This is a genomic window from Pseudomonas sp. PDM16, assembly GCF_014851865.1.
In the GTDB taxonomy this organism is placed as follows: domain Bacteria; phylum Pseudomonadota; class Gammaproteobacteria; order Pseudomonadales; family Pseudomonadaceae; genus Aquipseudomonas.
This window is the reverse complement of the sequence record NZ_JACVAM010000001.1, coordinates 216,406-237,699: the sequence shown is the minus strand read 5'-3', so window position 1 is coordinate 237,699 and position 21,294 is coordinate 216,406. Positions and strand designations below refer to the sequence as shown.

The 21,294-nt window shown below is 64.8% G+C and carries 20 protein-coding genes, 1 pseudogene and 1 riboswitch; of the genes and pseudogenes, 11 read left to right on the top strand and 10 right to left on the bottom strand.

What is annotated here, in order from left to right; translation table 11 throughout:
* The first annotated feature begins 12 nt into the window (after nt 1-12).
* The 3 genes from IB234_RS01100 (at nt 13) to IB234_RS01090 (ending at nt 1,960) form a co-directional block, all read left to right on the top strand.
* On the top strand, nt 13-483 hold the full coding sequence (locus IB234_RS01100; protein ID WP_192312543.1) for a chemotaxis protein CheW: 471 nt from the start codon (nt 13-15) through the stop codon (nt 481-483).
* Between the two features lies 1 nt (nt 484).
* Nucleotides 485-1,276, top strand: a complete 792-nt coding sequence (locus IB234_RS01095) for an AraC family transcriptional regulator (RefSeq protein WP_192312541.1) — start codon at nt 485-487, stop codon at nt 1,274-1,276.
* A gap of 75 nt (nt 1,277-1,351) precedes the next feature.
* Entirely contained in the window at nt 1,352-1,960 is a 609-nt protein-coding gene (locus IB234_RS01090; RefSeq protein ID WP_192312539.1) for a LysE family translocator, read from the top strand.
* Nucleotides 1,961-2,020: 60 nt separating this feature from the next.
* On the opposite strand, the gene IB234_RS01085 is transcribed toward IB234_RS01090, so the two are convergent.
* The 3 genes from IB234_RS01085 to IB234_RS01075 all read right to left on the bottom strand — a co-directional run bounded on the left by IB234_RS01085 (nt 2,021) and on the right by IB234_RS01075 (nt 5,931).
* Entirely contained in the window at nt 2,021-3,514 is a 1,494-nt protein-coding gene (locus IB234_RS01085) for an alanine/glycine:cation symporter family protein (protein ID WP_192312537.1), read from the bottom strand.
* 246 nt (nt 3,515-3,760) lie between these two features.
* The gene (locus tag IB234_RS01080; RefSeq protein WP_192312535.1) at nt 3,761-4,480 is read right to left on the bottom strand and encodes a 16S rRNA (uracil(1498)-N(3))-methyltransferase; all 720 of its coding nucleotides are present in this window, start codon (nt 4,478-4,480) and stop codon (nt 3,761-3,763) included.
* Nucleotides 4,481-4,524: 44 nt separating this feature from the next.
* Nucleotides 4,525-5,931 carry an adenosylmethionine--8-amino-7-oxononanoate transaminase gene (locus tag IB234_RS01075; RefSeq protein ID WP_192312533.1) on the bottom strand — a complete coding sequence of 469 codons (1,407 nt, stop codon included), beginning with the start codon at nt 5,929-5,931 and terminating at the stop codon, nt 4,525-4,527.
* Between the two features lie 239 nt (nt 5,932-6,170).
* Here IB234_RS01075 and IB234_RS01070 point away from each other — a divergent pair, with 239 nt between their 5' ends.
* On the top strand, nt 6,171-6,725 hold the full coding sequence (locus tag IB234_RS01070) for a cytochrome b (RefSeq protein WP_192312531.1): 555 nt from the start codon (nt 6,171-6,173) through the stop codon (nt 6,723-6,725).
* A gap of 18 nt (nt 6,726-6,743) precedes the next feature.
* Nucleotides 6,744-7,319 (top strand): YceI family protein, encoded by a 576-nt coding sequence (locus tag IB234_RS01065; RefSeq protein ID WP_192312529.1) that lies wholly within the window; start codon nt 6,744-6,746, stop codon nt 7,317-7,319.
* A gap of 143 nt (nt 7,320-7,462) precedes the next feature.
* On the opposite strand, the gene IB234_RS01060 is transcribed toward IB234_RS01065, so the two are convergent.
* The 4 genes from IB234_RS01060 to ahcY all read right to left on the bottom strand — a co-directional run bounded on the left by IB234_RS01060 (nt 7,463) and on the right by ahcY (nt 13,568).
* The gene (locus IB234_RS01060) at nt 7,463-9,346 is read right to left on the bottom strand and encodes a DEAD/DEAH box helicase (protein WP_192312527.1); all 1,884 of its coding nucleotides are present in this window, start codon (nt 9,344-9,346) and stop codon (nt 7,463-7,465) included.
* Between the two features lie 442 nt (nt 9,347-9,788).
* A complete protein-coding gene (ppnN, locus tag IB234_RS01055) occupies nt 9,789-11,165 on the bottom strand; it encodes a nucleotide 5'-monophosphate nucleosidase PpnN (protein WP_192312525.1) in 1,377 nt (458 codons plus the stop codon).
* 108 nt (nt 11,166-11,273) lie between these two features.
* Nucleotides 11,274-12,119: a methylenetetrahydrofolate reductase [NAD(P)H] gene (gene metF / locus IB234_RS01050; protein WP_192312523.1), complete on the bottom strand. Its 846-nt coding sequence runs from the start codon at nt 12,117-12,119 to the stop codon at nt 11,274-11,276.
* A 60-nt stretch (nt 12,120-12,179) separates the two neighbouring features.
* On the bottom strand, nt 12,180-13,568 hold the full coding sequence (gene ahcY, locus IB234_RS01045) for an adenosylhomocysteinase (RefSeq protein WP_225580200.1): 1,389 nt from the start codon (nt 13,566-13,568) through the stop codon (nt 12,180-12,182).
* 23 nt (nt 13,569-13,591) lie between these two features.
* Nucleotides 13,592-13,743: riboswitch (S-adenosyl-L-homocysteine riboswitch) on the bottom strand.
* A 92-nt stretch (nt 13,744-13,835) separates the two neighbouring features.
* On the opposite strand from ahcY, the pseudogene IB234_RS24300 reads away from it, so the two are divergent.
* From IB234_RS24300 to IB234_RS01030, 4 genes and pseudogenes are all read left to right on the top strand, one after another.
* Nucleotides 13,836-14,711 (top strand): annotated as a pseudogene (locus tag IB234_RS24300) (type IV pili methyl-accepting chemotaxis transducer N-terminal domain-containing protein); the annotation flags it as partial.
* Nucleotides 14,706-15,569: a methyl-accepting chemotaxis protein gene (locus IB234_RS24295; protein ID WP_412547896.1), complete on the top strand. Its 864-nt coding sequence runs from the start codon at nt 14,706-14,708 to the stop codon at nt 15,567-15,569. The pseudogene IB234_RS24300 and the gene IB234_RS24295, both read left to right, overlap by 6 nt.
* A gap of 239 nt (nt 15,570-15,808) precedes the next feature.
* Entirely contained in the window at nt 15,809-16,213 is a 405-nt protein-coding gene (locus IB234_RS01035; protein ID WP_043311002.1) for an acyl-CoA thioesterase, read from the top strand.
* Between the two features lie 65 nt (nt 16,214-16,278).
* Nucleotides 16,279-16,728: a c-type cytochrome gene (locus IB234_RS01030; RefSeq protein ID WP_192312520.1), complete on the top strand. Its 450-nt coding sequence runs from the start codon at nt 16,279-16,281 to the stop codon at nt 16,726-16,728.
* A gap of 51 nt (nt 16,729-16,779) precedes the next feature.
* On the opposite strand, the gene ligB is transcribed toward IB234_RS01030, so the two are convergent.
* Nucleotides 16,780-18,441, bottom strand: coding sequence for an NAD-dependent DNA ligase LigB (ligB, locus tag IB234_RS01025; protein WP_192312519.1), 1,662 nt, complete (start codon nt 18,439-18,441; stop codon nt 16,780-16,782).
* A gap of 174 nt (nt 18,442-18,615) precedes the next feature.
* On the opposite strand from ligB, the gene IB234_RS01020 reads away from it, so the two are divergent.
* On the top strand, nt 18,616-19,179 hold the full coding sequence (locus IB234_RS01020; RefSeq protein WP_412547890.1) for an ankyrin repeat domain-containing protein: 564 nt from the start codon (nt 18,616-18,618) through the stop codon (nt 19,177-19,179).
* A gap of 107 nt (nt 19,180-19,286) precedes the next feature.
* Here the strand turns inward: IB234_RS01020 and IB234_RS01015 are convergent, their stop codons facing one another.
* Nucleotides 19,287-19,676 (bottom strand): DUF1090 domain-containing protein, encoded by a 390-nt coding sequence (locus IB234_RS01015; RefSeq protein WP_192312517.1) that lies wholly within the window; start codon nt 19,674-19,676, stop codon nt 19,287-19,289.
* 125 nt (nt 19,677-19,801) lie between these two features.
* Here IB234_RS01015 and IB234_RS01010 point away from each other — a divergent pair, with 125 nt between their 5' ends.
* A complete protein-coding gene (locus IB234_RS01010) occupies nt 19,802-20,050 on the top strand; it encodes a hypothetical protein (RefSeq protein ID WP_192312516.1) in 249 nt (82 codons plus the stop codon).
* A 53-nt stretch (nt 20,051-20,103) separates the two neighbouring features.
* Here the strand turns inward: IB234_RS01010 and metK are convergent, their stop codons facing one another.
* Complete coding sequence (gene metK, locus IB234_RS01005) at nt 20,104-21,294, bottom strand: methionine adenosyltransferase (RefSeq protein WP_192312515.1); 1,191 nt, start codon at nt 21,292-21,294, stop codon at nt 20,104-20,106.

The window sequence follows — 21,294 nt, the reverse complement described above, 5'->3', positions numbered from 1 at the left end:
CAAGGAGCCGCCATGAGCCAAGCCATCGCCAGCCAGAGTAGCGTCAGCAGCCTTACCGCACTGCTGGTTCCGCTGGCTGATCGTACCCTGCTGCTGCCTAACGTGGCGGTGGCGGAATTGATTCCCTACCGCCCACCACATGTCACGCCAGGGCTACCGTCCTGGTTCCTCGGTCAGGTGGCCTGGCGCGACCTGCAGTTGCCTCTGCTGTCGTTCGAGGCAGCCTCCGACGGCCAACCGCAAATCGGCCCCGGTGTGCGTGTGGCCGTGCTCAATGCCATGGGCGGCCGTGACAAGATCAAGTTCATCGCCCTGCTGGTACAGGGTATCCCGCGCTCGATGAAAGTCGATGGCAACCTGCAACGTGCCAGCGCCGAGCTGGCGCCGCTGGAGTTGGACGCCGTGCAGCTCGGCGAGGCGGTCGTGAAGATCCCCGATCTTATTGGTCTGGAGCAGAAGCTGGCGGACGCTGGCCTGATCTGACATGGACAAGGTTCGGCTGGCACGCCTCGGCGACCTGGAAGTCGCTAGCAGCTGTGTCGCTGGCCAGCAGTTCGAGAAGCACAGCCACGACGAATTCGTCATCGGCGCCAACCTGCTTGGCGACGAGCACATCTGGCTCGACGGGCGTCAGTTCAGCGCCGGTGTCGGCGCCATCACCACCTACAATCCCGGCGATATCCAGGGCGGTGGCGCGGCTGAGGGCCAACCCTGGCGCTATGTCAGCCTCTATGTCCCGGCCGCGCAGCTTGCCGCCAGCCTGGGGCGCAGCGAGTTGCAGTTCGAGCGGCCGCTGCAGCAGGCGCCGGCCCTGGCTCATGAGCTGGCCCGCGCGGTCGAGGCCTGCTTGAGCGAAGACCCCTTACTGCGCGAGCGTGGCGAGGAGGGCGTGACCCTGCTGCTCGGCAGCATCGCCAGTGGTGCCGGAGTGCGCCTTTCCGCAGAGCGCCACATGGGCCATGCCGCGGTGACGCGGCTGCAGGAGCTGCTGGCGCAGAACCTCGAGAGCACGCCCAGCCTGGAGCAGATGGCGGCCGAGCTCGGCCTGTCCAAATTCCACCTGTTGCGCAGCTTCCAGAAACACACCGGGCTGAGTCCGCGGCAGTGGGCCATGCAGCTGCGCACTCGCCGCGCCCAGGGCCTGCTGCGCCTCGGTCTGCCGGCTGGCGAAGTGGCGTATAGCCTGGGCTTCGCCGATCAGAGCCACCTCAATCGCCACTTCCGCGCCGCCTATGGCATCAGCCCGGGGCGCTACCAGGCCTGCGTGCGCGGCTGAGCAGAGCAATCCGGTTCAAGTCGGGCCCCGGTCGTTCGGCGATAATCCGCGCATTCGTGATCGAGAGCCTGCCTCATGTTGACCATCTTCCTCGCCGCCATGCTGTTCGGCCTGGCCTTCTGTGCGTCCCCGGGCGCCGTATTCAGTGAGACCCTGCGTCGGGGTCTGACCGGCGGTTTCCGCCCGGCGCTACTGGTGCAGCTGGGCTCGCTGATCGGTGATGCGGTGTGGGCGGTGATAGGCCTGACCAGCCTGATTTTGCTGCTTGCCCAAGACAGCGTGCGTGTGCCGCTGACCATCGCCTGCGCGGCCTACCTGGTCTGGCTCGGTATCCAGGGCCTGCGCGATGCTTGGCAGCCGCCGGCACAGGAGGAGGGCAGCCAGCAAGGGCGCAATGCCTTCGGCGCCGGCGCGCTGCTGTCACTGTCGAATCCGAAGAACATCGTGTTCTGGGGCGCGCTGGGCAGTGCGCTGGCGGGCATCGTCGAGGGCACGCCGAGCCGCATGGAGATGGCGGTGTTTTTCGCCGGCTTCATGCTCGCTTCAGTGCTCTGGTGCTTCATCTGCGCGGCGCTGGTGGACTGGCTGCGGCGCCATACCTCGCAGCTCTGGCATCGCATCAGCTATGCCGGCTGCGGCCTGCTGTTGCTGGCGCTGGCTGCTCTGACCCTGCGTGGGCTCTGAGACCCCCAACAAAAAGCTCCGGACCTTGCGGTGCCGGGGCTCTGCTTCACGCCGCTGCGATCAGCGGTGCGACTCCACGGGGTTGCCGGACTGGGCAGCCTGCTCCTCGGCCAGGTTGGCTTCGGCTCGCTCGCCGCTCCAGTAGTCGGCATTCTTGATGCCGAGCTTCTCCGGGTGGAACACCGGCTCCTTGCCTTCCTTGCGCTGCGCCTCGTAGTCCTTCAAGCACTTGTAGGCGACCTTGTGCATCAGCAGGATGGCGATGATGTTCAGCCAGGCCATCAGGCCAACGCCCAGATCACCGAGGCCCCAGGCCAGGTCGGCGGTCTTCACCGTGCCGTAGACGGTAGCGGCGATGATGCCGGCCTTCAGCAGCAGGGTCAGCACCGGGCGGTGCACCTTGCGGTTGATGTAGGCGATGTTGGTCTCGGCGATGTAGTAGTAGGCCACGATGGTGGTGAAGGCGAAGAAGAACAGCGCCACGGCGACGAAGATGTTGCCGAAGCCGGGCATGATGTTCTCCATCGCCGTCTGCACGTAGCCTGGGCCTGCGGCGACGCCGGCGATACCAGTGAACAGCGCGCTGCCGTCCGGTGCCTGCACGTTGTATTGGCCAGTGATCAGCAGCATGAAGGCGGTGGCAGAGCAGACGAACAGGGTGTCGATGTACACCGAGAAGCCCTGTACCAGACCCTGTTTGACCGGATGGCTGACTGCGGCGGCGGAGGAGGCATGCGGGCCGGTGCCCTGGCCGGCCTCGTTGGAGTACACGCCGCGCTTCACCCCCCACATGATGGCCAGGCCGAGGATGGCGCCGAAGCCGGCGTCGAGGCCGAAGGCGCTGCGGAAGATAAGCGACATCACTTCCGGCAGTTTCTCGATGTTCAGCATGACGATAACGCAGGCCACCAGGATGTAGCCCAGGGCCATGAACGGCACCACGAACTCGGCGAAGCGGGCGATGCGCTTGACCCCGCCAAAGATGATCAGGCCGAGCATGATCGCCAGTATGGCGGCGGTGGTGTTCGGGTGCACGCCGAGGGCGGTCTCCACGCTGGAGGCAATGGAGTTGGCCTGTACGCCCGGCAGTAGCAGGCCGCAGGCGAACACGGTGACCACGGCGAAGATCCAGGCGTACCACTTCATGCCCAGGCCCTTCTCGATGTAGAAGGCCGGACCGCCACGGTACTGGCCGTCGATCTTCTCCTTGTACACCTGGCCAAGTGTGGATTCGACGAAGGCCGAGCTGGCACCGAGGAAGGCCACCATCCACATCCAGAACACCGCGCCCGGGCCGCCGAAGGTGATGGCTGTGGCGACGCCGGCGATGTTGCCGGTGCCGACTCGGCCGGCGAGGGTCATGGTCAGGGCCTGGAACGAGGTGATGCCGTGTTCATCGGTGCGGCCGTTGAACATCAGGCGGATCATTTCCTTGAAGTGACGGACCTGCAGGAAGCGGCCGCGCAGCGAGAAGTACAGACCGACGCCGAGGCACAGGTAGATCAGCGCCGGGCTCCAGACCAGCCCGTTGAGGGTCGAGACCAGTTCGTTCATTGCGTAGAGACTCCTTTGCCTCGGCACCGTGACGCTCCCTTGTGGGAGAGCGCTGAGCTGGACGAGTTGTTATTGGAGGGGAAACGGCGCGATGCACGCCGATTTCGACAACGACGAGGCAGGGCGGTAAGCCGCCGCCGCGTTTATGGTGGGCAGAGGATGCCAGAGGCGTGGCCGCTTGCCATCCCTTGAAGTCGCATGTTGTTACGCACAGGTGACAGACGTCGCTGCTTGGGGTCAGTGGGGCTAGAAGTCGCCCCACAGCTGCTGAGCCACGGCTAGCGCCACCACCGGCGCGGTCTCGGTACGCAATACCCGCGGGCCGAGGCGGGCGGCATGGAAACCTGCAGTCTTGGCCTGCTCCACCTCGGCGTCGGTCAGGCCTCCTTCCGGGCCGATCAGGAAGGCCAGGGTCTGCGGCTTGGCGTGGCTCTCCAATGGCGCCGCCACCGGGTGCAGGACCAACTTGAGCTCAGCCTGCACGCTGGCCTGCCATTCGGCCAGGGTCTGCGGGGCGTGGATAACCGGTAGCACCGAGCGGCCGCACTGCTCGCAGGCGCTGATCGCCACCTGGCGCCAGTGGGCCAGGCGCTTGTCGGCGCGCTCGTCCTTGAGGCGCACTTCGCAGCGCTCTGAGACGATCGGGGTGATCTCGCTGGCGCCCAGTTCGGTGGCCTTCTGGATCGCCCAATCCATGCGTTCGCCGCGCGACAGGCCCTGGCCCAGATGGACACGCAGTGGCGATTCGGCCTGGCCGTCGAACTGCTCGCGCAACTCGACCCGCACGGCCTTCTTGCCTACCTCGATCAGCTCACCCAGGTACTCCTGGCCGCTGCCGTCGAACAGCTGAATGGCGTCGCCAGCGCTGTGCCTGAGCACGCGACCGATGTAATGGGCCTGGGCCTCGGGCAGCTCGTGCTGGCCGAGGGAGAGCGGGGCGTCGATAAAGAAGCGGGACAGGCGCATGGCGATTTTCGTGCTGGGTGACAGGCGCGCAGTTTACCCGCTGACTAGCCGGGGTCGCGATGGTTGGGATACAGATCGGCCTGCACGGCCACACTGACCGATTCGCGGGTGGCGATATCGATGCCTTCGCTGGCCACCTCGGCGAGGAAGTCGATCTGCTCGGGCGCGATCACGTAGGGCGGCAGGAAGTACACCACGCTGCCCAGCGGGCGCAGCAGGGCGCCACGCGTCAGGGCGTGCTGGTACACCGCCAGGCCGCGGCGTTCCTGCCAGGGGTAGGCGGTCTTGCTCGGTTTGTCCTTGACCATCTCGATGGCCAGAGCCATGCCGGTCTGGCGCACCTCGGCCACGTGCGGGTGGTCTTTCAGGTGTTCGCTGGCGCTGGCCATGCGTGCAGCCAGGGCCTTGTTGTTCTCGATGACGTTGTCGTCACGGAAGATGTCCAGGGTCGCCAGGGCCGCGGCGCAGGCAAGCGGGTTGCCGGTGTAGGTGTGCGAGTGGAGGAAGGCGCGCAGGGTCGCGTAGTCGTCGTAGAAGGCGCCATACACCTCGTCCGTAGTGAGCACTGCGGCCATCGGCAGGTAGCCGCCGGTCAGTGCCTTGGACAGCACAAGGAAGTCCGGGGTGATGCCGGCCTGCTCGCAGGCGAACATCGTTCCGGTGCGGCCGAAGCCGACGGCGATCTCGTCGTGGATCAGGTGCACGCCATGGCGGTCGCAGGCCTCGCGCAGCAGCTTGAGGTAGATCGGGTGGTACATGCGCATGCCGCCGGCGCCCTGGATCAGTGGCTCGACTATCACCGCCGCCACCTCATGGGCATGCTCGGCCAAGGTCTGCTCCATGGCGACGAACATAGTGCGTGAGTGTTCTTCCCAGCCCATGCCCTCGGGACGCAAGTAGCAGTCCGGGCTCGGCACCTTGATGGTGTCGAGTAGCAGCGCCTTGTAGGTGTCGGTGAACAGCGCCACGTCGCCCACCGACATCGCCGCCACCGTCTCGCCGTGGTAGCTGTTGCTCAGGGTGACGAAGCGCTTCTTCGCAGGCGCACCGGTGTTGATCCAGTAGTGGTGGCTCATCTTCAGTGCCACCTCGATGCCCGAGGAGCCGTTGTCGGCGTAGAACACCTTGTTCAGCCCGGCTGGGGTGATCTGCACCAGGCGCTCGGACAACTCGACCACCGGCGTGTGGGTGAAGCCGGCCAGCATCACGTGTTCCAGGCTTTCCAGCTGATCCTTGATGCGCTGGTTGATACGCGGGTTGCCGTGGCCGAACACGTTGACCCACCAGGAGCTGACGGCATCGAGGTAGCGCTTGCCGTCGAAGTCCTCGAGCCAGACGCCGTCACCGCGCCTGATCGGAATCAGCGGCAGGCGTTCGTGGTCCTTCATCTGGGTGCAGGGGTGCCACAGCACGGCGAGGTCGCGCTGCATCCATTGGGTGTTCTGGCTCATGGTTCATCTCCGCTACGACAGTGGCTGAGACTACCAGATGGCCTGCCGCGGCACGTGATCACCGTTGGTGCCGGGAAAAGCGCCATTCAGAGCCATCGCGCGAACCCGAGCCGGTGCGGGTGGACTAATCGCTGGATCGGTAATCATCTGGTTACCCGATATTTCGCAGCGAAATTTTCCGCTTTTATTCGATGCGTTTGCCGCTAGGCTGTCTTCATCATCTATTCGGAAGTGTTCTCATGCAGTGGCGCAATTCGAATTCCACCTATGGCCTGATCAGCATCGCGCTGCATTGGCTGGTGGCGCTCGCAGTCTTCGGCTTGTTCGGTCTCGGCCTGTGGATGGTCGGCCTGGACTACTACAGCACGTGGTATCGCACCGCGCCCGACCTGCACAAGAGCATCGGCATCACCTTGTTCGTGGTGATGCTTGGTCGAGTGGCCTGGCGCTTTCTCAGCCCCCCACCATCGGCGCCAGCCAACCATGGTGCTGTGACCCGCCTGGCGTCCAAGGCCGGTCATGCCTTCCTCTATCTGGCGCTGTTCGTGCTGATGCTCAGCGGCTACCTGATTTCCACCGCCGATGGCCGCGGTATTCCTGTATTCGGCCTGTTCGAAGTGCCAGCTACCTTGACCAGCATTCCGGACCAGGCCGACATCGCTGGTGTGGTCCATGAATACCTTGCCTGGGCTCTGGTGATCTTCGCCGGTCTGCATGCCCTGGCGGCCCTCAAACACCATTTCATTGACCGTGACGCCACCCTGGTGCGCATGTTCGGTCGCACCGGCAAGTAACCCACAAGGAGATTGTTAATGCTCAAGAAATCCCTCGCCGCCCTGACCCTGGGCGCTGCCCTGTTCGCTGGCCAGGCCATGGCCGCCGACTACGCCATCGACAAGGAAGGCCAGCACGCCTTCATCAACTTCAAGATCAGCCACCTGGGCTACAGCTGGCTGTACGGCACCTTCAAGGACTTCGACGGCAGCTTCAGCTTCGACGCCAAGGCGCCGGAAGCCAGCAAGGTCAGCGTCAAGATCAATACCGCCAGCGTCGACTCCAACCACGCCGAGCGTGACAAGCACCTGCGCAGCGGCGACTTCCTCAACGTCGACAAGAACCCGACTGCGACCTTCGAGTCCACCTCGGTCAAGAGCACCGGAGAAGGCACTGCCGATATCACCGGCAACTTGACTCTGAACGGCGTGACCAAGCCAGTGGTGATTGCTGCCAAGTTCATCGGCGAAGGCAACGACCCGTGGGGTGGCTACCGTGCCGGCTTCGAGGGCAGCACTAAACTGAAGCTGAAGGACTTCGACATCCAGAAAGACCTCGGCCCGGCTTCCCAGGAAGTGGAGCTGACCCTCTCCGTCGAGGGCGTTCGCCAGTAATTCGGGTTTGCCGCGCCGGCCATGCGTCGTTGGAAAAGGGCCGCCTAGGCAGGCCTAGTTTGGCTCTAGCGCGCTAAACCCTCGCCACTTTAAAGGTGGCATAAAAAAGCCGGCCCTGGGCCGGCTTTTTCATTGCGCGGAGATTACTCCGCGGACTCGCTCTTGCGGGTCAGCAGTGCCGGCTTCTCGCTGCGCGGACGGCTGTCCTGCAGGCTTTCCAGTTGCTCCATGGTCGGCAGGCGCTCACCCTTGCGGATGATCAGCGGCTGCTTGGTGGCGCGGCTGTCCTGGACGGCTGGCTCCTGGCGTTCGTAGCGCGCCTCGTCGCGACGACCGCCGCCCTGGGCGCGCTGACCGCCCTGGCGTTGGCCGCGGTTCTGACCCTGGCCCTGGCGCTGACCTGCAGGCTTGCCCTGACGCTGACCGCCCTGACCACCACCGCCCTGACGTTGGCCCTGCTGGCCGCCGCCCTGGCTGCGCTGGCCCTGACCCTGTCCGCCGCCTTGGCCACCGCGTCTCGGGTTGCGACCCTGAGGCTTCGGCTGGGTCGGGACGTAGTCGGCGCGGTTGCCGAAGTTGTCGAAATCGTCGTCGAGGAACTCTTCCGGATCACGGTTGGGCTGTGCCACCGGGGCCTGGGATTGTTGCGGCTTGGGCTGACGCGGCTGGCGGGCCTGCTGCTGGCCCTGGGTCGGCTGTTGCTCGCCTTCACCGGCGCCCTTGCCTTTGCCGCGACGGCGCTTGCGCTTCTTGCCCTGGCCTTCGCCTGCTTCACCGTTGGCCTTGGGCTCGTGCTTGGCTTCGTGCTTAGGCTTGTCGGCACGCGGCTGGCGCTCGGGACGCGGGCCGCGTACTTCCGGTTTTTCCGCCTCGACGGTGGCCGGGTCGAAGCCCTGGGTGTCGCCATCGGGGATGCGCTGTTTGGTTAGGCGCTCGATGGCCTTGAGCAGCTTCTCCTCATCCGGCGCCACCAGCGAGATGGCCTCGCCACTACGACCGGCACGACCCGTACGGCCAATGCGGTGGACGTAGTCTTCCTCGACGTTGGGCAGCTCGAAGTTGACCACGTGAGGCAGTTGGTCGATGTCCAGGCCGCGCGCGGCGATGTCGGTGGCGACCAGGATACGTACCTGGTTGGCCTTGAAGTCGGCCAGGGCCTTGGTGCGGGCGTTCTGGCTCTTGTTGCCGTGGATCGCGGCGGCCGGCAGGCCGTGCTTGTCCAGGTACTCGGCCAGGCGGTTGGCGCCGTGCTTGGTGCGGGTGAACACCAGTACCTGTTCCCACGCGCCCTGGGTGACCAGATGGGCGAGGAGGGCCCGCTTGTGGCTGGCCGGCAGGCGGAACACGCGCTGCTCGATGCGCTCGACCGTGGTGTTCGGTGGTGTGACCTCGATGCGCTCAGGGTTGTGCAGCAGCTTGCCGGCGAGGTCGGTGATGTCCTTGGAGAAGGTCGCCGAGAACAGCAGGTTCTGGCGTTGGGCCGGCAGCTTGGCCAGCACCTTCTTCACGTCATGGATGAAGCCCATGTCGAGCATGCGGTCGGCTTCGTCGAGGACCAGGATCTCCACGTGGGAGAGGTCGATGGCCTTCTGGTTGACCAGGTCGAGCAGGCGGCCGGGGCAGGCGACCAGGACGTCGACGCCCTTGGCAAGGGCCTGTACCTGGGGATTCATGCCGACGCCGCCGAAGATGCAGGCGCTGACGAACTTCAGGTCGCGGGCATAGATCTTGAAGCTGTCATGCACCTGGGCAGCCAGTTCGCGGGTCGGCGTCAGTACCAGTACCCGTGGTTGTTTCGGGCCGTGGCGGTGTTCGCGGTCTGGATGGCCGCCCGGGAACAGTCGCTCCAGGATCGGCAGGGCGAAGCCTGCAGTTTTACCAGTACCCGTCTGGGCGGCGACCATCAGGTCGCGACCTTGCAACACGGCGGGAATGGCCCGCTGTTGCACCGGAGTGGGCTGGGCGTAGCCGGCCGCTTCTACGGCACCGGCCAATGCCTCGGAGAGACCGAGGGAAACAAAGGACATGAGTCATCCTGTCAAAGTGGGGGCGAAAGCCCCGATGGGGAAGTTGCCTGGCTTGAATCGCTCTTGCTGAACGATCCCGTCCGGTACTGCTGGGCGATGGGTTGCCGAGCATCCGGGCGCAAGCCTGGCGGGAGCCCGGAGTATAACAGAGCAATACGGTGATGCTGCTAGCTGCCCGTCGCCTGAATTTCGTGCCCTGGATCAATCCTTTTGCGGCGATTGGTGCCCGGTTGGGTTCGGTGTGGTGGATTCGCAGGCGAATGTGGGCAGCATCGCGTCTGCAGCGGCATAGCTCGGCGGCCGTGCGTAGCGGCCTACTGTGCCTCGAAGGTAAGGCTGCCGAGCAGCGCGAGGGAAAAAAATGGCGCTCGGATAATGCCATTGTGCCAGGGTAGATGCGTCCTCCGCTGGCGCAGAAGTGATCAATTGGTCGAATGCGGGGCTAACTGACCACCTTGTAGCAGGGTACATAAGCACTGCCGCCTGGCAGCTTCATGCGGTGCTGTTCGACGAAGGCCTGCAGCAGCCGGTCCAGCGGACGCATGATGCTCGGCTCGCCCTTGATCTCGTACGGGCCGTGTTCCTCGATCATGCGGATGCCGTGTGCCTTGACGTTGCCGGCGACGATGCCGGAGAAGGCGCGCCGCAGGTTGGCGGCCAGCTCGTGCAGCGGCTGCTCGCGGGTCAGGTTGAGCGCGGCCATGCTGGTGTGGGTCGGCTCGAACGGGTGCTGGAAGCCTTCGTCGATCTTAAGCAGCCAGTTGAAGTGGAAGGCGTCGTTGCGCTCGCGGCGGAACTGCTCCACTTCCTTGATGCCGGCAGCCATGCGCCGGGCCACTTCGGCCGGATCGTTGACGATCATCTGGTAGCGCTGCTGAGCGGTCCTGCCCAGGGTTGCGCCGATGAAGTCGTGCAGTTGCTGCAGATAGGGCTCGGCGCTGCGCGGGCCGGTGAGGATCACGGGGAAGGGCAGCTCGGCGTTTTCCGGGTGAGTGAGAATGCCGAGCAGGTAGAGGAATTCCTCCGCCGTGCCGACGCCGCCGGGGAAGATGATGATGCCGTGTCCGACGCGGACGAAGGCCTCCAGGCGTTTCTCGATGTCCGGCAGGATCACCAGCTCGTTGACGATCGGGTTGGGCGCCTCGGCGGCGATGATGCCCGGTTCGGTCAGGCCCAGGTAACGCGCGCCGACGATGCGCTGCTTGGCGTGGGCGATGGTGGCGCCCTTCATCGGTCCCTTCATCACGCCCGGGCCGCAGCCGGTGCAGACGTCCAGGCGACGCAGGCCGAGCTCGTGGCCGACCTTCTTGGTGTACTTGTATTCCTCGGTGCTGATCGAGTGGCCGCCCCAGCACACCACCATCCGTGGCTCGACGCCGGCGCGCAGGGTGCGGGCGTTGCGCAGCAGGTGGAAGACGTAGTCGGTGATGCCCTGCGAGCTGTCGAAATCGATGCGCTGGTTCTCCAGCTCGCTTTGGGTGTAGACGATGTCGCGCAGGGCGCTGAACAGCATCTCGCGGGTGCTGGCGATCATCTCGCCATCGACGAAGGCGTCGGCCGGGGCATTGCGCAGTTCCAGGCGGATGCCGCGGTCCTGCTGGTGAATCAGCACCTCGAAGTCCGGGTAGGCCTCGAGAATGGTCTTGGCGTTGTCGCTGTGCGAGCCGGTGTTGAGGATCGCCAGTGCGCACTGGCGGAACAGCGCATAGATGCTGCCGGAGCCGGTCTCGCGCAGCTGCTGCACTTCACGCTGGGAAAGGGTTTCCAGGCTGCCCTTGGGGCTTACCGAGGCATTGATCTTGTTGCGTACCAGAGTCATCGAGGCTTCCGTGTCGGACGCGCGCCCGCGTCGGAATGGCGGCGCGCAGGGTGTGTCTGGTATGAGATCGCGCCGCCGTCGCGAAGTTGCTCCGGCGGCGCGCTCGCCTCAGCGGGGGAGCTTGAGGTTGTTCCAGATCGCCAGGCTGGCATCGGCCTGATTGAGAGTATAGAAGTGCAGGCCCGGGGCGCCGCCTTGCAGCAGGCGCTCGCACATCTCGCTCACCACGTGTTCGCCGAAGGCCTGGATGCTCTCCAGGTCGTCGCCGTAGGCTTCCAGCTGCTTGCGCACCCAGCGCGGGATTTCCGCGCCGCAGGCGTCGGAGAAGCGCGCCAGCTTGCTGTAGTTGGTGATCGGCATGATGCCCGGCACGATCGGCAGGTCCACGCCCAGCTTGCGCACGCGCTCGACGAAGTAGAAGTAGCAGTCGGCGCTGAAGAAGTACTGGGTGATGGCGCTGTTGGCGCCAGCCTGGCACTTGCGCACGAAGTTCTGCAGGTCGTCTTCGTAGCTACGGGCTTGCGGGTGTACTTCCGGGTAGGCCGCCACTTCGATGTGGAAGTGGTCGCCGGTCTCGCTGCGGATGAACTCCACCAGCTCGTTGGCGTAGCGCAGCTCGCCGCTGGCCATGCCCATGCCGGACGGCAGGTCGCCGCGCAGGGCGACGATGCGCTTGATGCCGGAGTTCTTGTACTGGCTGAGCAGGCTGCGCAGCTCGTCCTTGCTGTCACCAACGCAGGACAGGTGCGGCGCGGTCGGCACGCCGACATCGCCATCCAGCTGCAGTACGGTGTTGAGGGTGCGGTCGCGAGTAGAGCCACCAGCACCGTAGGTGCAGGAGAAGAAGTCCGGGTTGTAACCGGCCAGTTGGCGGGCCACGCCCATCAGCTTCTCGTGACCGGCCTCGGTCTTGGTGGGGAAGAACTCGAAACTGTAACGACGTTCTTGCGACATAAATCTGGTCCTTGCAGACGCGCAGAAGGCGGGGCGTTGCCGCCCCGCCTTCCCGGTGCATCAGTAGCGGTAGGTGTCCGGCTTGAACGGGCCGGCAACGGTAACGCCGATGTAGTCGGCCTGCTGCTTGGTCAGCTGGGTGACGACGCCGCCGAAGCCCTTGACCATCTCCAGCGCCACTTCCTCGTCCAGCTTCTTCGGCAGCACTTCCACGGTCAGGCGCTCGGCTTTCTTCTCGGCGGAGAGGTCGGCGAACTTCTGTTCGAACAGGAAGATCTGCGCCAGCACCTGGTTGGCGAAGGAGCCGTCCATGATGCGGCTCGGGTGGCCGGTGGCGTTGCCCAGGTTCACCAGGCGGCCTTCGGCCAGCAGGATCAGGTAGTCGTCGTTGGCCGGATCGAAGCTGCCAGCGCCGGTGCGGTGGATCTTGTGCACCTGCGGCTTGACCTCTTCCCACGCCCAGTTCTTGCGCATGAAGGCGGTGTCGATCTCGTTGTCGAAGTGGCCGATGTTGCACACCACGGCGCGCTTCTTCAGGGCCTTGAGCATGCCGGCGTCGCAGACGTTGACGTTACCGGTGGTGGTGACGATCAGGTCGATCTTGCCCAGCAGAGCGGCGTCGACGCTGGCTTCGCTGCCATCGTTGAGGCCGTTCTTGTAGGGGGAAACCAGCTCGAAGCCGTCCATGCAGGCCTGCATGGCGCAGATCGGGTCGATCTCGGAAACCTTAACGATCATGCCTTCCTGGCGCAGGGACTGAGCGGAGCCCTTACCCACGTCGCCGTAGCCGATCACCAGGGCCTGCTTGCCCGACAGCAGGTGGTCGGTGCCGCGCTTGATGGCGTCGTTCAGGCTGTGACGGCAGCCGTACTTGTTGTCGTTCTTGCTCTTGGTCACGGCGTCGTTGACGTTGATCGCCGGGACTTTCAGGGTGCCGGCCTTGAGCATGTCGAGCAGGCGGTGCACACCGGTGGTGGTCTCTTCGGTCACGCCGTGGATGCGCTCGAGCATCTGCGGGTATTTCTTGTGCAGGATCTCGGTCAGGTCACCGCCGTCGTCCAGCACCATGTTGGCGTCCCACGGCTGGCCATCCTTGAGGATGGTCTGCTCGATGCACCACTCGTACTCCTGCTCGGTTTCGCCCTTCCAGGCGAATACCGGGATGCCGGCGGCGGCGATGGCGGCAGCGGCCTGATCCTGGGTGGAGAAGATGTTGCAGGACGACCAGCGCACTTCGGCGCCCAGCGCGGTGAGGGTCTCGATCAGCACGCCGGTCTGGATGGTCATGTGGATGCAGCCGATGATCTTGGCGCCTTTCAGCGGCTGCTCGCCGGCGTACTTGCGGCGCAGGCCCATCAGTGCCGGCATTTCCGACTCGGCGATGATCAGCTCTTTGCGGCCCCACTCGGCCAGGGAAATGTCGGCGACTTTGAAATCATTGAAAGCCATGCAATAGCACTCCATTCGTTGTCTGCGAATGGGCGCCGTTGATGCGTATGGTTAACGCCCCATCCGAGCCTGACAGACTGAGTGTCCGGTTCGAGTCCGCCGCCGAGCATTGCTGGAATGCGGGGCTGGGGATTCGAAACAGATATTTCAGGCTGCTGCAGCGCCCCTCGGACAGGTGGCGGGCACGACCGGGCGGAGCCGATCGCGTGAAGCCCGGCGATTATAGCCAGCCAGACGGCTCAGCCCAAGGTCTTCCGTCGTCACGTGATGGGGCGCAGTGGCGGCGCGGCGCACTCGGTTGGTGCGAAATCCGGCGAAGGACCGCCCGCCAGGGCCGCTGGCGCTGGCCATGATCTTGCTTGCCGCAGGTATTGGCCGCCGGTTTGGCGACCGTTCTGCCCCGGAGTCACCGCCATGTCGCCCACCCGTTTCTTCGACAACCTGCTGCGCCTGCTCGGCATGCGCACCCTCAACCAGCAGTTCCTGTTCTCCTACGCGCTGATGTTCGTGCTGGCGGTCACCGCCTCGGTGGCGCTGTACCTGAGCATGTCGGTGTCGCCGGAGACCATCAACGTGGCCGGCGCCCAGCGCATGCTCAGCCAGAAGATGACCAAGGAGGCGCTGCTGCTGCGCCAGGGCGCCAGCGAGCGCAAGACGCTGGAGGCGACCATCGCCCAGTTCGACCAGGCCCATCGTGACCTGCTGGCCGGCAATCCGGTGCGCAACATCAGCGTGATCCGCTCGCCGCAGATCCAGGCGCAGATGGCCAAGGTCGGCCAGCTGTGGAGCGCCTTCCGCCCACGCCTGGAGCAGGTGGCCGGTGGTGGTGAGGCCGACCTGGGCGCGCTGGAGGCAGCCTCGCTGACTCTGCTCAAGGAGATGAACCAGGCGGTGGGGCTGATGGCTGCGCATGCCGAGAGTTCGCAGCGCCGGCAGATCTGGTTGGCCTTCGCCTGCGTGCTGGGCATCCTGGCCCTGGTGGTGCTCGGTCGGCAGTTCGGCCTCAGCCCGCTGATGCGTGATCTGCGCGCGGTGGAGGGGGCGCTGACCAAGGTCGGCGCCGGCGATTTCACCAGCGCCCTGCAGGGCGGCCAGGCGGACAACGAGATCGGCCGCATCTTCGCCGGCTACAACCGCATGCAGGAGCAGGTGCGCGCGCTGCTGGCACAGGTCAAGGACAGCGGCGAGCGCACTCGCCGCCACGTCGACCAGGCGGCCAGCGCCGCCGGTGCGGCGGGCGAAGACGTGCGCCAGCAGCACGAGGACCTGGATCAGGTGGCCACGGCGATGAACGAGATGAGCGCCACCGTGGCCGAGGTAGCCCGGCATGCGGTGGGCGCCGCCGACTCGGCGCGGGGTGCCGACGGCCACGCTCGCTCCGGCCAGCAGGCGGTACGCCGCAGCGCCGAGCTGATCGAGGCGCTGACCGGGCAGCTGCAGCACAGTGGGCGCCAGGTCGAGCAGCTGGAGGCGGAAACCGCCGGGGTTGGCCAGGTGCTGGAGGTAATCACCGGCATCGCCCAGCAGACCAACCTGCTGGCGCTCAACGCGGCCATCGAGGCGGCGCGTGCCGGCGAGGCCGGGCGCGGTTTCGCCGTGGTCGCCGATGAGGTGCGCACGCTGGCCAGCCGCACCCAACAGAGCACCGGCGAGATTCAGGCGATGATCCAGCGCCTGCAGGACGGTGCGCGCCAGGCCGTGCTGGCGATGCAGCAGAGCGAGGGCATGGCGCGGCAGAACTTGGAACACATCGGCGAGGCCACGGCGGTGCTCGGGCATATCGTTGGTGCGGTGGACAGCATCAACGCGATGAATGCGCAGATCGCCACCGCCGCCGAGCAGCAGAGCCAGGTGGCGGCGGAGATCGACCAGCGCATCGTGCACATCTCCGGTCTGGCCGAGCGCAGCCACGGCGATGCCGACCGGGTGGTGGAGGCCAGTTCGGAGATCCAGGCCGAGGTGCGCCGGCTCAATGAGCAGCTCGGCCGCTTTCGCACCTGAGAACCCGCTTACGATCTCCTGGCTCGCGGCCATGCGGCGTTAAAAACGGCATCGGAATGCTCATTTACCACTCGTAAACTCCGCTTCCTCTGCCGTTTTTGCCACCGTCTGGCTCTAATCCAGAAGATCATAAGCAGGTTCTGGGGCTATCGGGGCGATTGAAAACCTTGCCGGGACAACGGCGCCGTTGCGGTTCATCCTGTCGCTCGAAACTGACCGACTAGACAGGAGAAGTGGCGATGAAATTCCACACGCGCAAATGGGTCAAGCCTGAAGACCTCAACCCCAACGGCACCTTGTTCGGCGGCAGCCTGCTGAAGTGGATCGACGAGGAGGCGGCGATCTACGCCATCATCCAGCTCGACAGCCAGAAGGTGGTGACCAAGCTGATCTCCGAGATCAACTTCGTCAGCTCGGCGCGCCAGGGCGACATCATCGAGCTGGGCATCACCGCCACCGAGTTCGGTCGTTCGTCGCTGACCTTGCGTTGCGAGGTGCGCAACAAGATCACCCGCAAGAGCATCCTGACCATCGACCGTCTGGTGTTCGTCAACCTCGGCGAGGATGGCCTGCCGGCGCCGCACGGCAAGACCGAGATCAGCTACATCCGCGACCGCTTCAAGGAAGAGCCTGCGACAGCCTAGCGCTTGGCGGGAGGGCGGAGAGTGGCAATACTGTCGCCCCTTCCGCCCCTCACCGGCTGTAGATGATGAAGTCCAAACTGCTCCTGGCCCTGCTGGCCTGCACCCTGATCGCCGGCTGCGACCGGGTCGATCCCAATTCGCCGCTGGGCAAGCGCCAGACGCTGTTCAAGGAGATGCTTCGCACCAGCGAAGATCTGGGCGGCATGCTGCGCGGGCGTTTGAGCTTCAACGAGAAGCGCTTCGCGGAAGGTGCGGTCAAGCTCGACGACCTGTCGCGCCAACCCTGGCAGCACTTCCCGCAGGTGCAGGATTCGGGCGATAGCAGCCAGGCGCGTGATGAAGTCTGGCAGCGCCAGGAACGCTTCCAGCAGTTGGCCCGCGATCTGGAGGCGAGCACCGCCGAATTGCGTGCCGCTGCCCAGATCAAGCCGCTGAAGGCTGACGCGCTGATCGCCCCAGTGGACAAGGTCGAGATCGCCTGCAAGGCCTGCCACGAAGAGTTCCGCATCTACTGAGGCGTACGCCCCGTGCCATGAGGCGACGCGGTTCTAACGCTGGATATCCCGTCAGAAACCGTTGACCCCGGCGCTGCGCAGCTGCTCGCGCAGATGCAGCACTTCCGGATGGTGGAAGAATGCGACCAGTTGGGCTGCGCGGGTCGGTCCGATGCCGCCGTAGGCGTCCCAGTCCATGGTTGTGCGTGCGGCCAGGCGTTCCCAATCTCCCTCCAGCGGTGCCGAGCCGCTGGGCGGCAGACCCAATGCGCGGAGCCATTGCCTGAACGGTCTCTGCCGCGCGCTGGCGAAGCTGCCGTACAGGTTGGCGGCACTGCGTTGACCGAACCCTGGACGCTGAGCGAGCTCGTTCTCCTGCAATGGCAGCCAGTCCAGCAGCCCCTGCAGGCGCAGCTTCTCCCAGGTACCGGCGCCGACACCGGGCATAGCCAGCCCCCGCTTGCCACTCAGCCACTGCTGGCGGGCGGCGAATTGCCCCTCGCAGCCAGGCGTAGGTCGCCAGCAGCTGAGTGGATGGTGCTCGGCCGGATCGGGTATGGCTAGCAGGCTGCGCTGCTGCGTACGCCAGACCACACCGTCTAGTTGCGGAATGGTGAGGCCTGCCAGGACGACTGCCACCTGATCGCCGGGGCGGATGTCCAGATCCTGCCAGCGTTGCAGAGAGCCGAGTCCGACGCGGCTAACCATGCGCCCGTCCAGTTCGACGGGATGCAGCTGCAGCAGCGGCGTGATGCGACCGGTACGACCGATCTGGAAATGCACCTTGCGTACCTCCGCCAGTGCCTGGCGCGGCGGGTACTTCCAGGCGACAGCCCAGCTCGGAGGCTGGGCTATCCAGAGACCACCGTGCGGTCGCTGCCCTTGGCGCAGTACCACTCCGTCGCTGGCGAAAGGCAGTGATGTGCGGTACCAGCGCTCGCGCCACTGCCTGGCCTCCTCAGGTGAGCGCAGCGGCTGCGTCATGTCGGCGCTGTCACCGAAGCCCAGTGCGCGTAGCCCTTGCAGGCGCGTGCGCATGTCGTCCGGCCCGTTGGGCCAATCCCATACGAAAAGGCCGATCATGGTGGCGCGCTCGGCGTCCAGCGTGCTTCGGGCCATGGCGCCGGCGGCTTTGCCTCGCAGACCATTGCCGCCATCGCGCGCCTGCACATGACCGGGCGTGCGCCAGTAAATCTCGCCCTGCAGGATCAGTTCATCCGTTGCTGCCAGCTGCTGAGGAATGGCCGGTATCTGGCGGGCTTGGGTGGTCCAGTCCTGGCCGCTGCTGCCGTCGCCGCGGCTGATCGCCTGGCGCAGTTGGCCGTCGCGATAGATCAGGGTAACGGCCACACCGTCGACCTTGGGTTGAATCCACAGGTCTTCCCGGCCATCCATCCAGGTACGCAACTCCGCCTCGTCGTGCAGCTTGGTGAGCCCGGTCTGCGCGATGGGAGAGCTGACCGGCCCGCCGGCATCGCGCAAGGCGTTGGCTGAGCCAGCTGTGTGTCCAGGGAAGCATGCCTGCCATCGCGAGAGAAGCGCACGGCTCTGGTCGTACAAGTCATCGGCGACCAGTGCCTGTCCATCGACATGGTAGGCCCGATCCCATTCGCGAATACGCTGGTCTAGCGCGGAGATCTCGTCGGTGGCGCGACTGGCGGGCCAGTCGGGACAGGTTGTGGCGTGGGCGGTGCAGGTGAACAGAACGACAGCTGCGACGATCGAGCGGTACATGGCGAGCATCCTTGCTCTGCTTGTGGCTCAGGCAGGTTAGTCAGTCATTTGCGATGACACAAAGTCCCTGTTGTCGCCGTTGATCAGGAATATCTGGTCTACTGGAGATAACCGCCAGAGTGTCACGGATCGCTCGGGGCGGCTTTTTGCAACTGCAGCCAAGGAAGAAAAACGATGGTGCGAAATCTCTGTGGTATGGCCCTGCTACTGGTCTCAAGCGTGGTGTTTGCGGACACGCCGCTCGCGATCGCGGCGAAGAATGGCAGCCTGGACGAGGTCAGGCAGCTTGTGGCCGCAGGGGCTAAGGTGAACGCCGTTGATCCAGAGGATGTGTGGGAGCGCACTGCATTGATGCAGGCCGCACGCATGGGGCACACCTCTGTCGTGGAGTTCCTCCTGTCAGAGGGGGCCGATGTGAAGCAGCAGGGTGACGGGACGGGAGCGTCACCGCTACGAGAGGCCGCCTACAAGGGGCACCTGGGGGTGGTCAACGCGTTGTTGGCGGCGGGAGCAGCACCGGATGTGGACGCTGACGCGAACGGACGCACGCCTTTGCTCTGGGCTCTGATCGGAAAACAGCCGGATGCACCGGCCATTGTCGAGGCCCTGCTCAAGGCAGGGGCCAACAGTCAGCAGGTTTTCGAGGGTTTTGACGGTGCCAAGGTGCCGGCGGCCCAGCTGGCGGAGAAGGCCGGTCCGGAAGTCGAGGCGGCCTTCAGGAAAAACGCCGGAATCTGATCATCTCGAGGAGCTTCGGCCCGGCGGAATGATCCGCGACAGGGCCGAACTCCCGGTTTATGCAAACGGCCAGGCGCTGTATCGGATCACCGGTTGCCCTCCGTGTATCAGCGTTCCAGTGCCTCCTGGGCCTCGCGCAGCTCATCATGGGCCTCGGCCAGCTTGGCCTTGCGCTTCTCGACTTTCTCCGGATCGTCCTTGCTCAGCGCCTTCTTCAGCTCGGCTTCGCGAGTACGTACTTCGTGTTCCGCCTCCAGCACCTTTTCCTCGCGCGACTTGCTCAAGCTGGCGTCGTCGCAGTTCGCCCTTACCTGACTTAGTGCTTCTTCCAGGCCGGCCTGGCGATCACGGTTGCCTTGCGTCTTGGCGGCCTCGATCTGCTGTTGCAGGTGCTCACGTTTGGCGGCGCAACCAGTCGTATCGGCAGCGTTGGCCTGCACGCTAAGCAGGGTAGCGCTGGCCAGTAGTAGGGCGAATAGTGAAGAGAGCTGTGACATGTCCTGTTCCTCTAGTGATTGGGCGACTGCGGGCAATCTATAAGCTCCATGCAAGCTAGCCGTCTTTGGGCGGTCTGCCTTAGCATCGCTTCGCTTTTGCACATCGGCTTCACAAGGAGAGTGGTATGGCTGCGATTGGTTTCTTTTTGCTGCTGGGTGGCTGGATCTGGTCTGTGGCCAGGGGTATCCAGATTTCGTTGCTCTGTGTTGTGTTGAATTTCATCTTCCCGCCGCTAGCCCAGGGCATCTTCTCGCTCTACGAGCCGCCGATTCGGGCGCCTCTGCTGACCATGGTCGCGGGGTTTGTGCTGATGTACCTCGCTGGCGCTCTGAGCTTTGCGGACAGTGGTCTCGGTTTCTCCTTCAATTTCTGAGCGCCAACAAAAAGCCCCGCACTAGGCGGGGCTTTTTGCATTCCGGGGAAACCTTACAGACCTGCAGCGGCGCGCAGATCGGCGACCTTGTCGGTCTTCTCCCAGGTGAAGGTACTGAAGGTGTCGTTGCCGACGGTCTTCTGCTGCGGGGCACGGCCGAAGTGGCCATATGCCGCTGTTTCGCGGTACATCGGATGGAGCAGGTCGAGCATCTTGGTGATGGCGTACGGACGCAGGTCGAACACCTCACGCACCAGCTTGATGATCTTGTCTTCGGCAATCTTGTGGGTGCCGAAGGTGTTGATCGAGATGGAGGTCGGCAGGGCCACACCGATGGCGTAGGACACCTGGATCTCGCAGCGGTCGGCCAGGCCGGCGGCAACGATGTTCTTCGCTACATAACGGCCGGCGTAGGCAGCCGAACGGTCGACCTTGGATGGGTCCTTGCCGGAGAAGGCGCCGCCACCGTGGCGAGCCATGCCGCCGTAGGAGTCGACGATGATCTTGCGGCCGGTCAGGCCGCAGTCGCCCACCGGGCCGCCGATCACGAAGTTGCCGGTCGGGTTGATGTGGAACTGGGTGTCCTTGTGCAGCAGTTCGGCCGGCAGGGCGTGCTTGATGATCAGCTCCATCACGCCTTCACGCAGGTCAGCCAGCGACACTTCCGGGTTGTGCTGGGTGGACAGCACCACGGCGTCGATACCGACTACCTTGCCGTTTTCGTACTGGCAGGTGACCTGGGACTTGGCGTCCGGGCGCAGCCAGGTCAGCAGACCGGACTTGCGCGCTTCGGCCTGGCGCTCGACCAGAGCGTGGGAGAAGCGGATCGGTGCCGGCATCAGCACGTCGGTTTCGTTGCTGGCGTAGCCGAACATCAGGCCCTGGTCGCCGGCACCCTGGTCTTCCGGCTTGGCGCGGTCGACACCCTGGTTGATGTCCGGGGACTGCTTGCCAATGATGTTCATCACGCCGCAGGTGGCGCCGTCGAAGCCGACGTCAGAGCTGGTGTAGCCGATATCGCAGATCACGTCGCGGACGATCTGTTCCAGGTCGACCCAGGCGCTGGTGGTGACTTCGCCGGCGACGATGGCGACGCCGGTCTTGACCAGGGTTTCCACGGCCACGCGGGCGTGTTTGTCCTGGGTGATGATGGCGTCGAGGACGGCATCGGAAATCTGGTCGGCGATCTTGTCCGGGTGGCCTTCGGACACGGATTCGGAGGTAAACAGGGAGTATTCGCTCAT

Coding starts and splice junctions, on each gene's coding strand:
- IB234_RS01100 (WP_192312543.1), top strand. CDS start 13: ATGAGCCAAGCCATCGCCAGCCAGAGTAGCGTCAGCAGCCTTACCGCA.
- IB234_RS01095 (WP_192312541.1), top strand. CDS start 485: ATGGACAAGGTTCGGCTGGCACGCCTCGGCGACCTGGAAGTCGCTAGC.
- IB234_RS01090 (WP_192312539.1), top strand. CDS start 1,352: ATGTTGACCATCTTCCTCGCCGCCATGCTGTTCGGCCTGGCCTTCTGT.
- IB234_RS01085 (WP_192312537.1), bottom strand. CDS start 3,514: ATGAACGAACTGGTCTCGACCCTCAACGGGCTGGTCTGGAGCCCGGCG.
- IB234_RS01080 (WP_192312535.1), bottom strand. CDS start 4,480: ATGCGCCTGTCCCGCTTCTTTATCGACGCCCCGCTCTCCCTCGGCCAG.
- IB234_RS01075 (WP_192312533.1), bottom strand. CDS start 5,931: ATGAGCCAGAACACCCAATGGATGCAGCGCGACCTCGCCGTGCTGTGG.
- IB234_RS01070 (WP_192312531.1), top strand. CDS start 6,171: ATGCAGTGGCGCAATTCGAATTCCACCTATGGCCTGATCAGCATCGCG.
- IB234_RS01065 (WP_192312529.1), top strand. CDS start 6,744: ATGCTCAAGAAATCCCTCGCCGCCCTGACCCTGGGCGCTGCCCTGTTC.
- IB234_RS01060 (WP_192312527.1), bottom strand. CDS start 9,346: ATGTCCTTTGTTTCCCTCGGTCTCTCCGAGGCATTGGCCGGTGCCGTA.
- ppnN (WP_192312525.1), bottom strand. CDS start 11,165: ATGACTCTGGTACGCAACAAGATCAATGCCTCGGTAAGCCCCAAGGGC.
- metF (WP_192312523.1), bottom strand. CDS start 12,119: ATGTCGCAAGAACGTCGTTACAGTTTCGAGTTCTTCCCCACCAAGACC.
- ahcY (WP_225580200.1), bottom strand. CDS start 13,568: ATGGCTTTCAATGATTTCAAAGTCGCCGACATTTCCCTGGCCGAGTGG.
- IB234_RS24295 (WP_412547896.1), top strand. CDS start 14,706: ATGCAGGAGCAGGTGCGCGCGCTGCTGGCACAGGTCAAGGACAGCGGC.
- IB234_RS01035 (WP_043311002.1), top strand. CDS start 15,809: ATGAAATTCCACACGCGCAAATGGGTCAAGCCTGAAGACCTCAACCCC.
- IB234_RS01030 (WP_192312520.1), top strand. CDS start 16,279: ATGAAGTCCAAACTGCTCCTGGCCCTGCTGGCCTGCACCCTGATCGCC.
- ligB (WP_192312519.1), bottom strand. CDS start 18,441: ATGTACCGCTCGATCGTCGCAGCTGTCGTTCTGTTCACCTGCACCGCC.
- IB234_RS01020 (WP_412547890.1), top strand. CDS start 18,616: ATGGTGCGAAATCTCTGTGGTATGGCCCTGCTACTGGTCTCAAGCGTG.
- IB234_RS01015 (WP_192312517.1), bottom strand. CDS start 19,676: ATGTCACAGCTCTCTTCACTATTCGCCCTACTACTGGCCAGCGCTACC.
- IB234_RS01010 (WP_192312516.1), top strand. CDS start 19,802: ATGGCTGCGATTGGTTTCTTTTTGCTGCTGGGTGGCTGGATCTGGTCT.
- metK (WP_192312515.1), bottom strand. CDS start 21,294: ATGAGCGAATACTCCCTGTTTACCTCCGAATCCGTGTCCGAAGGCCAC.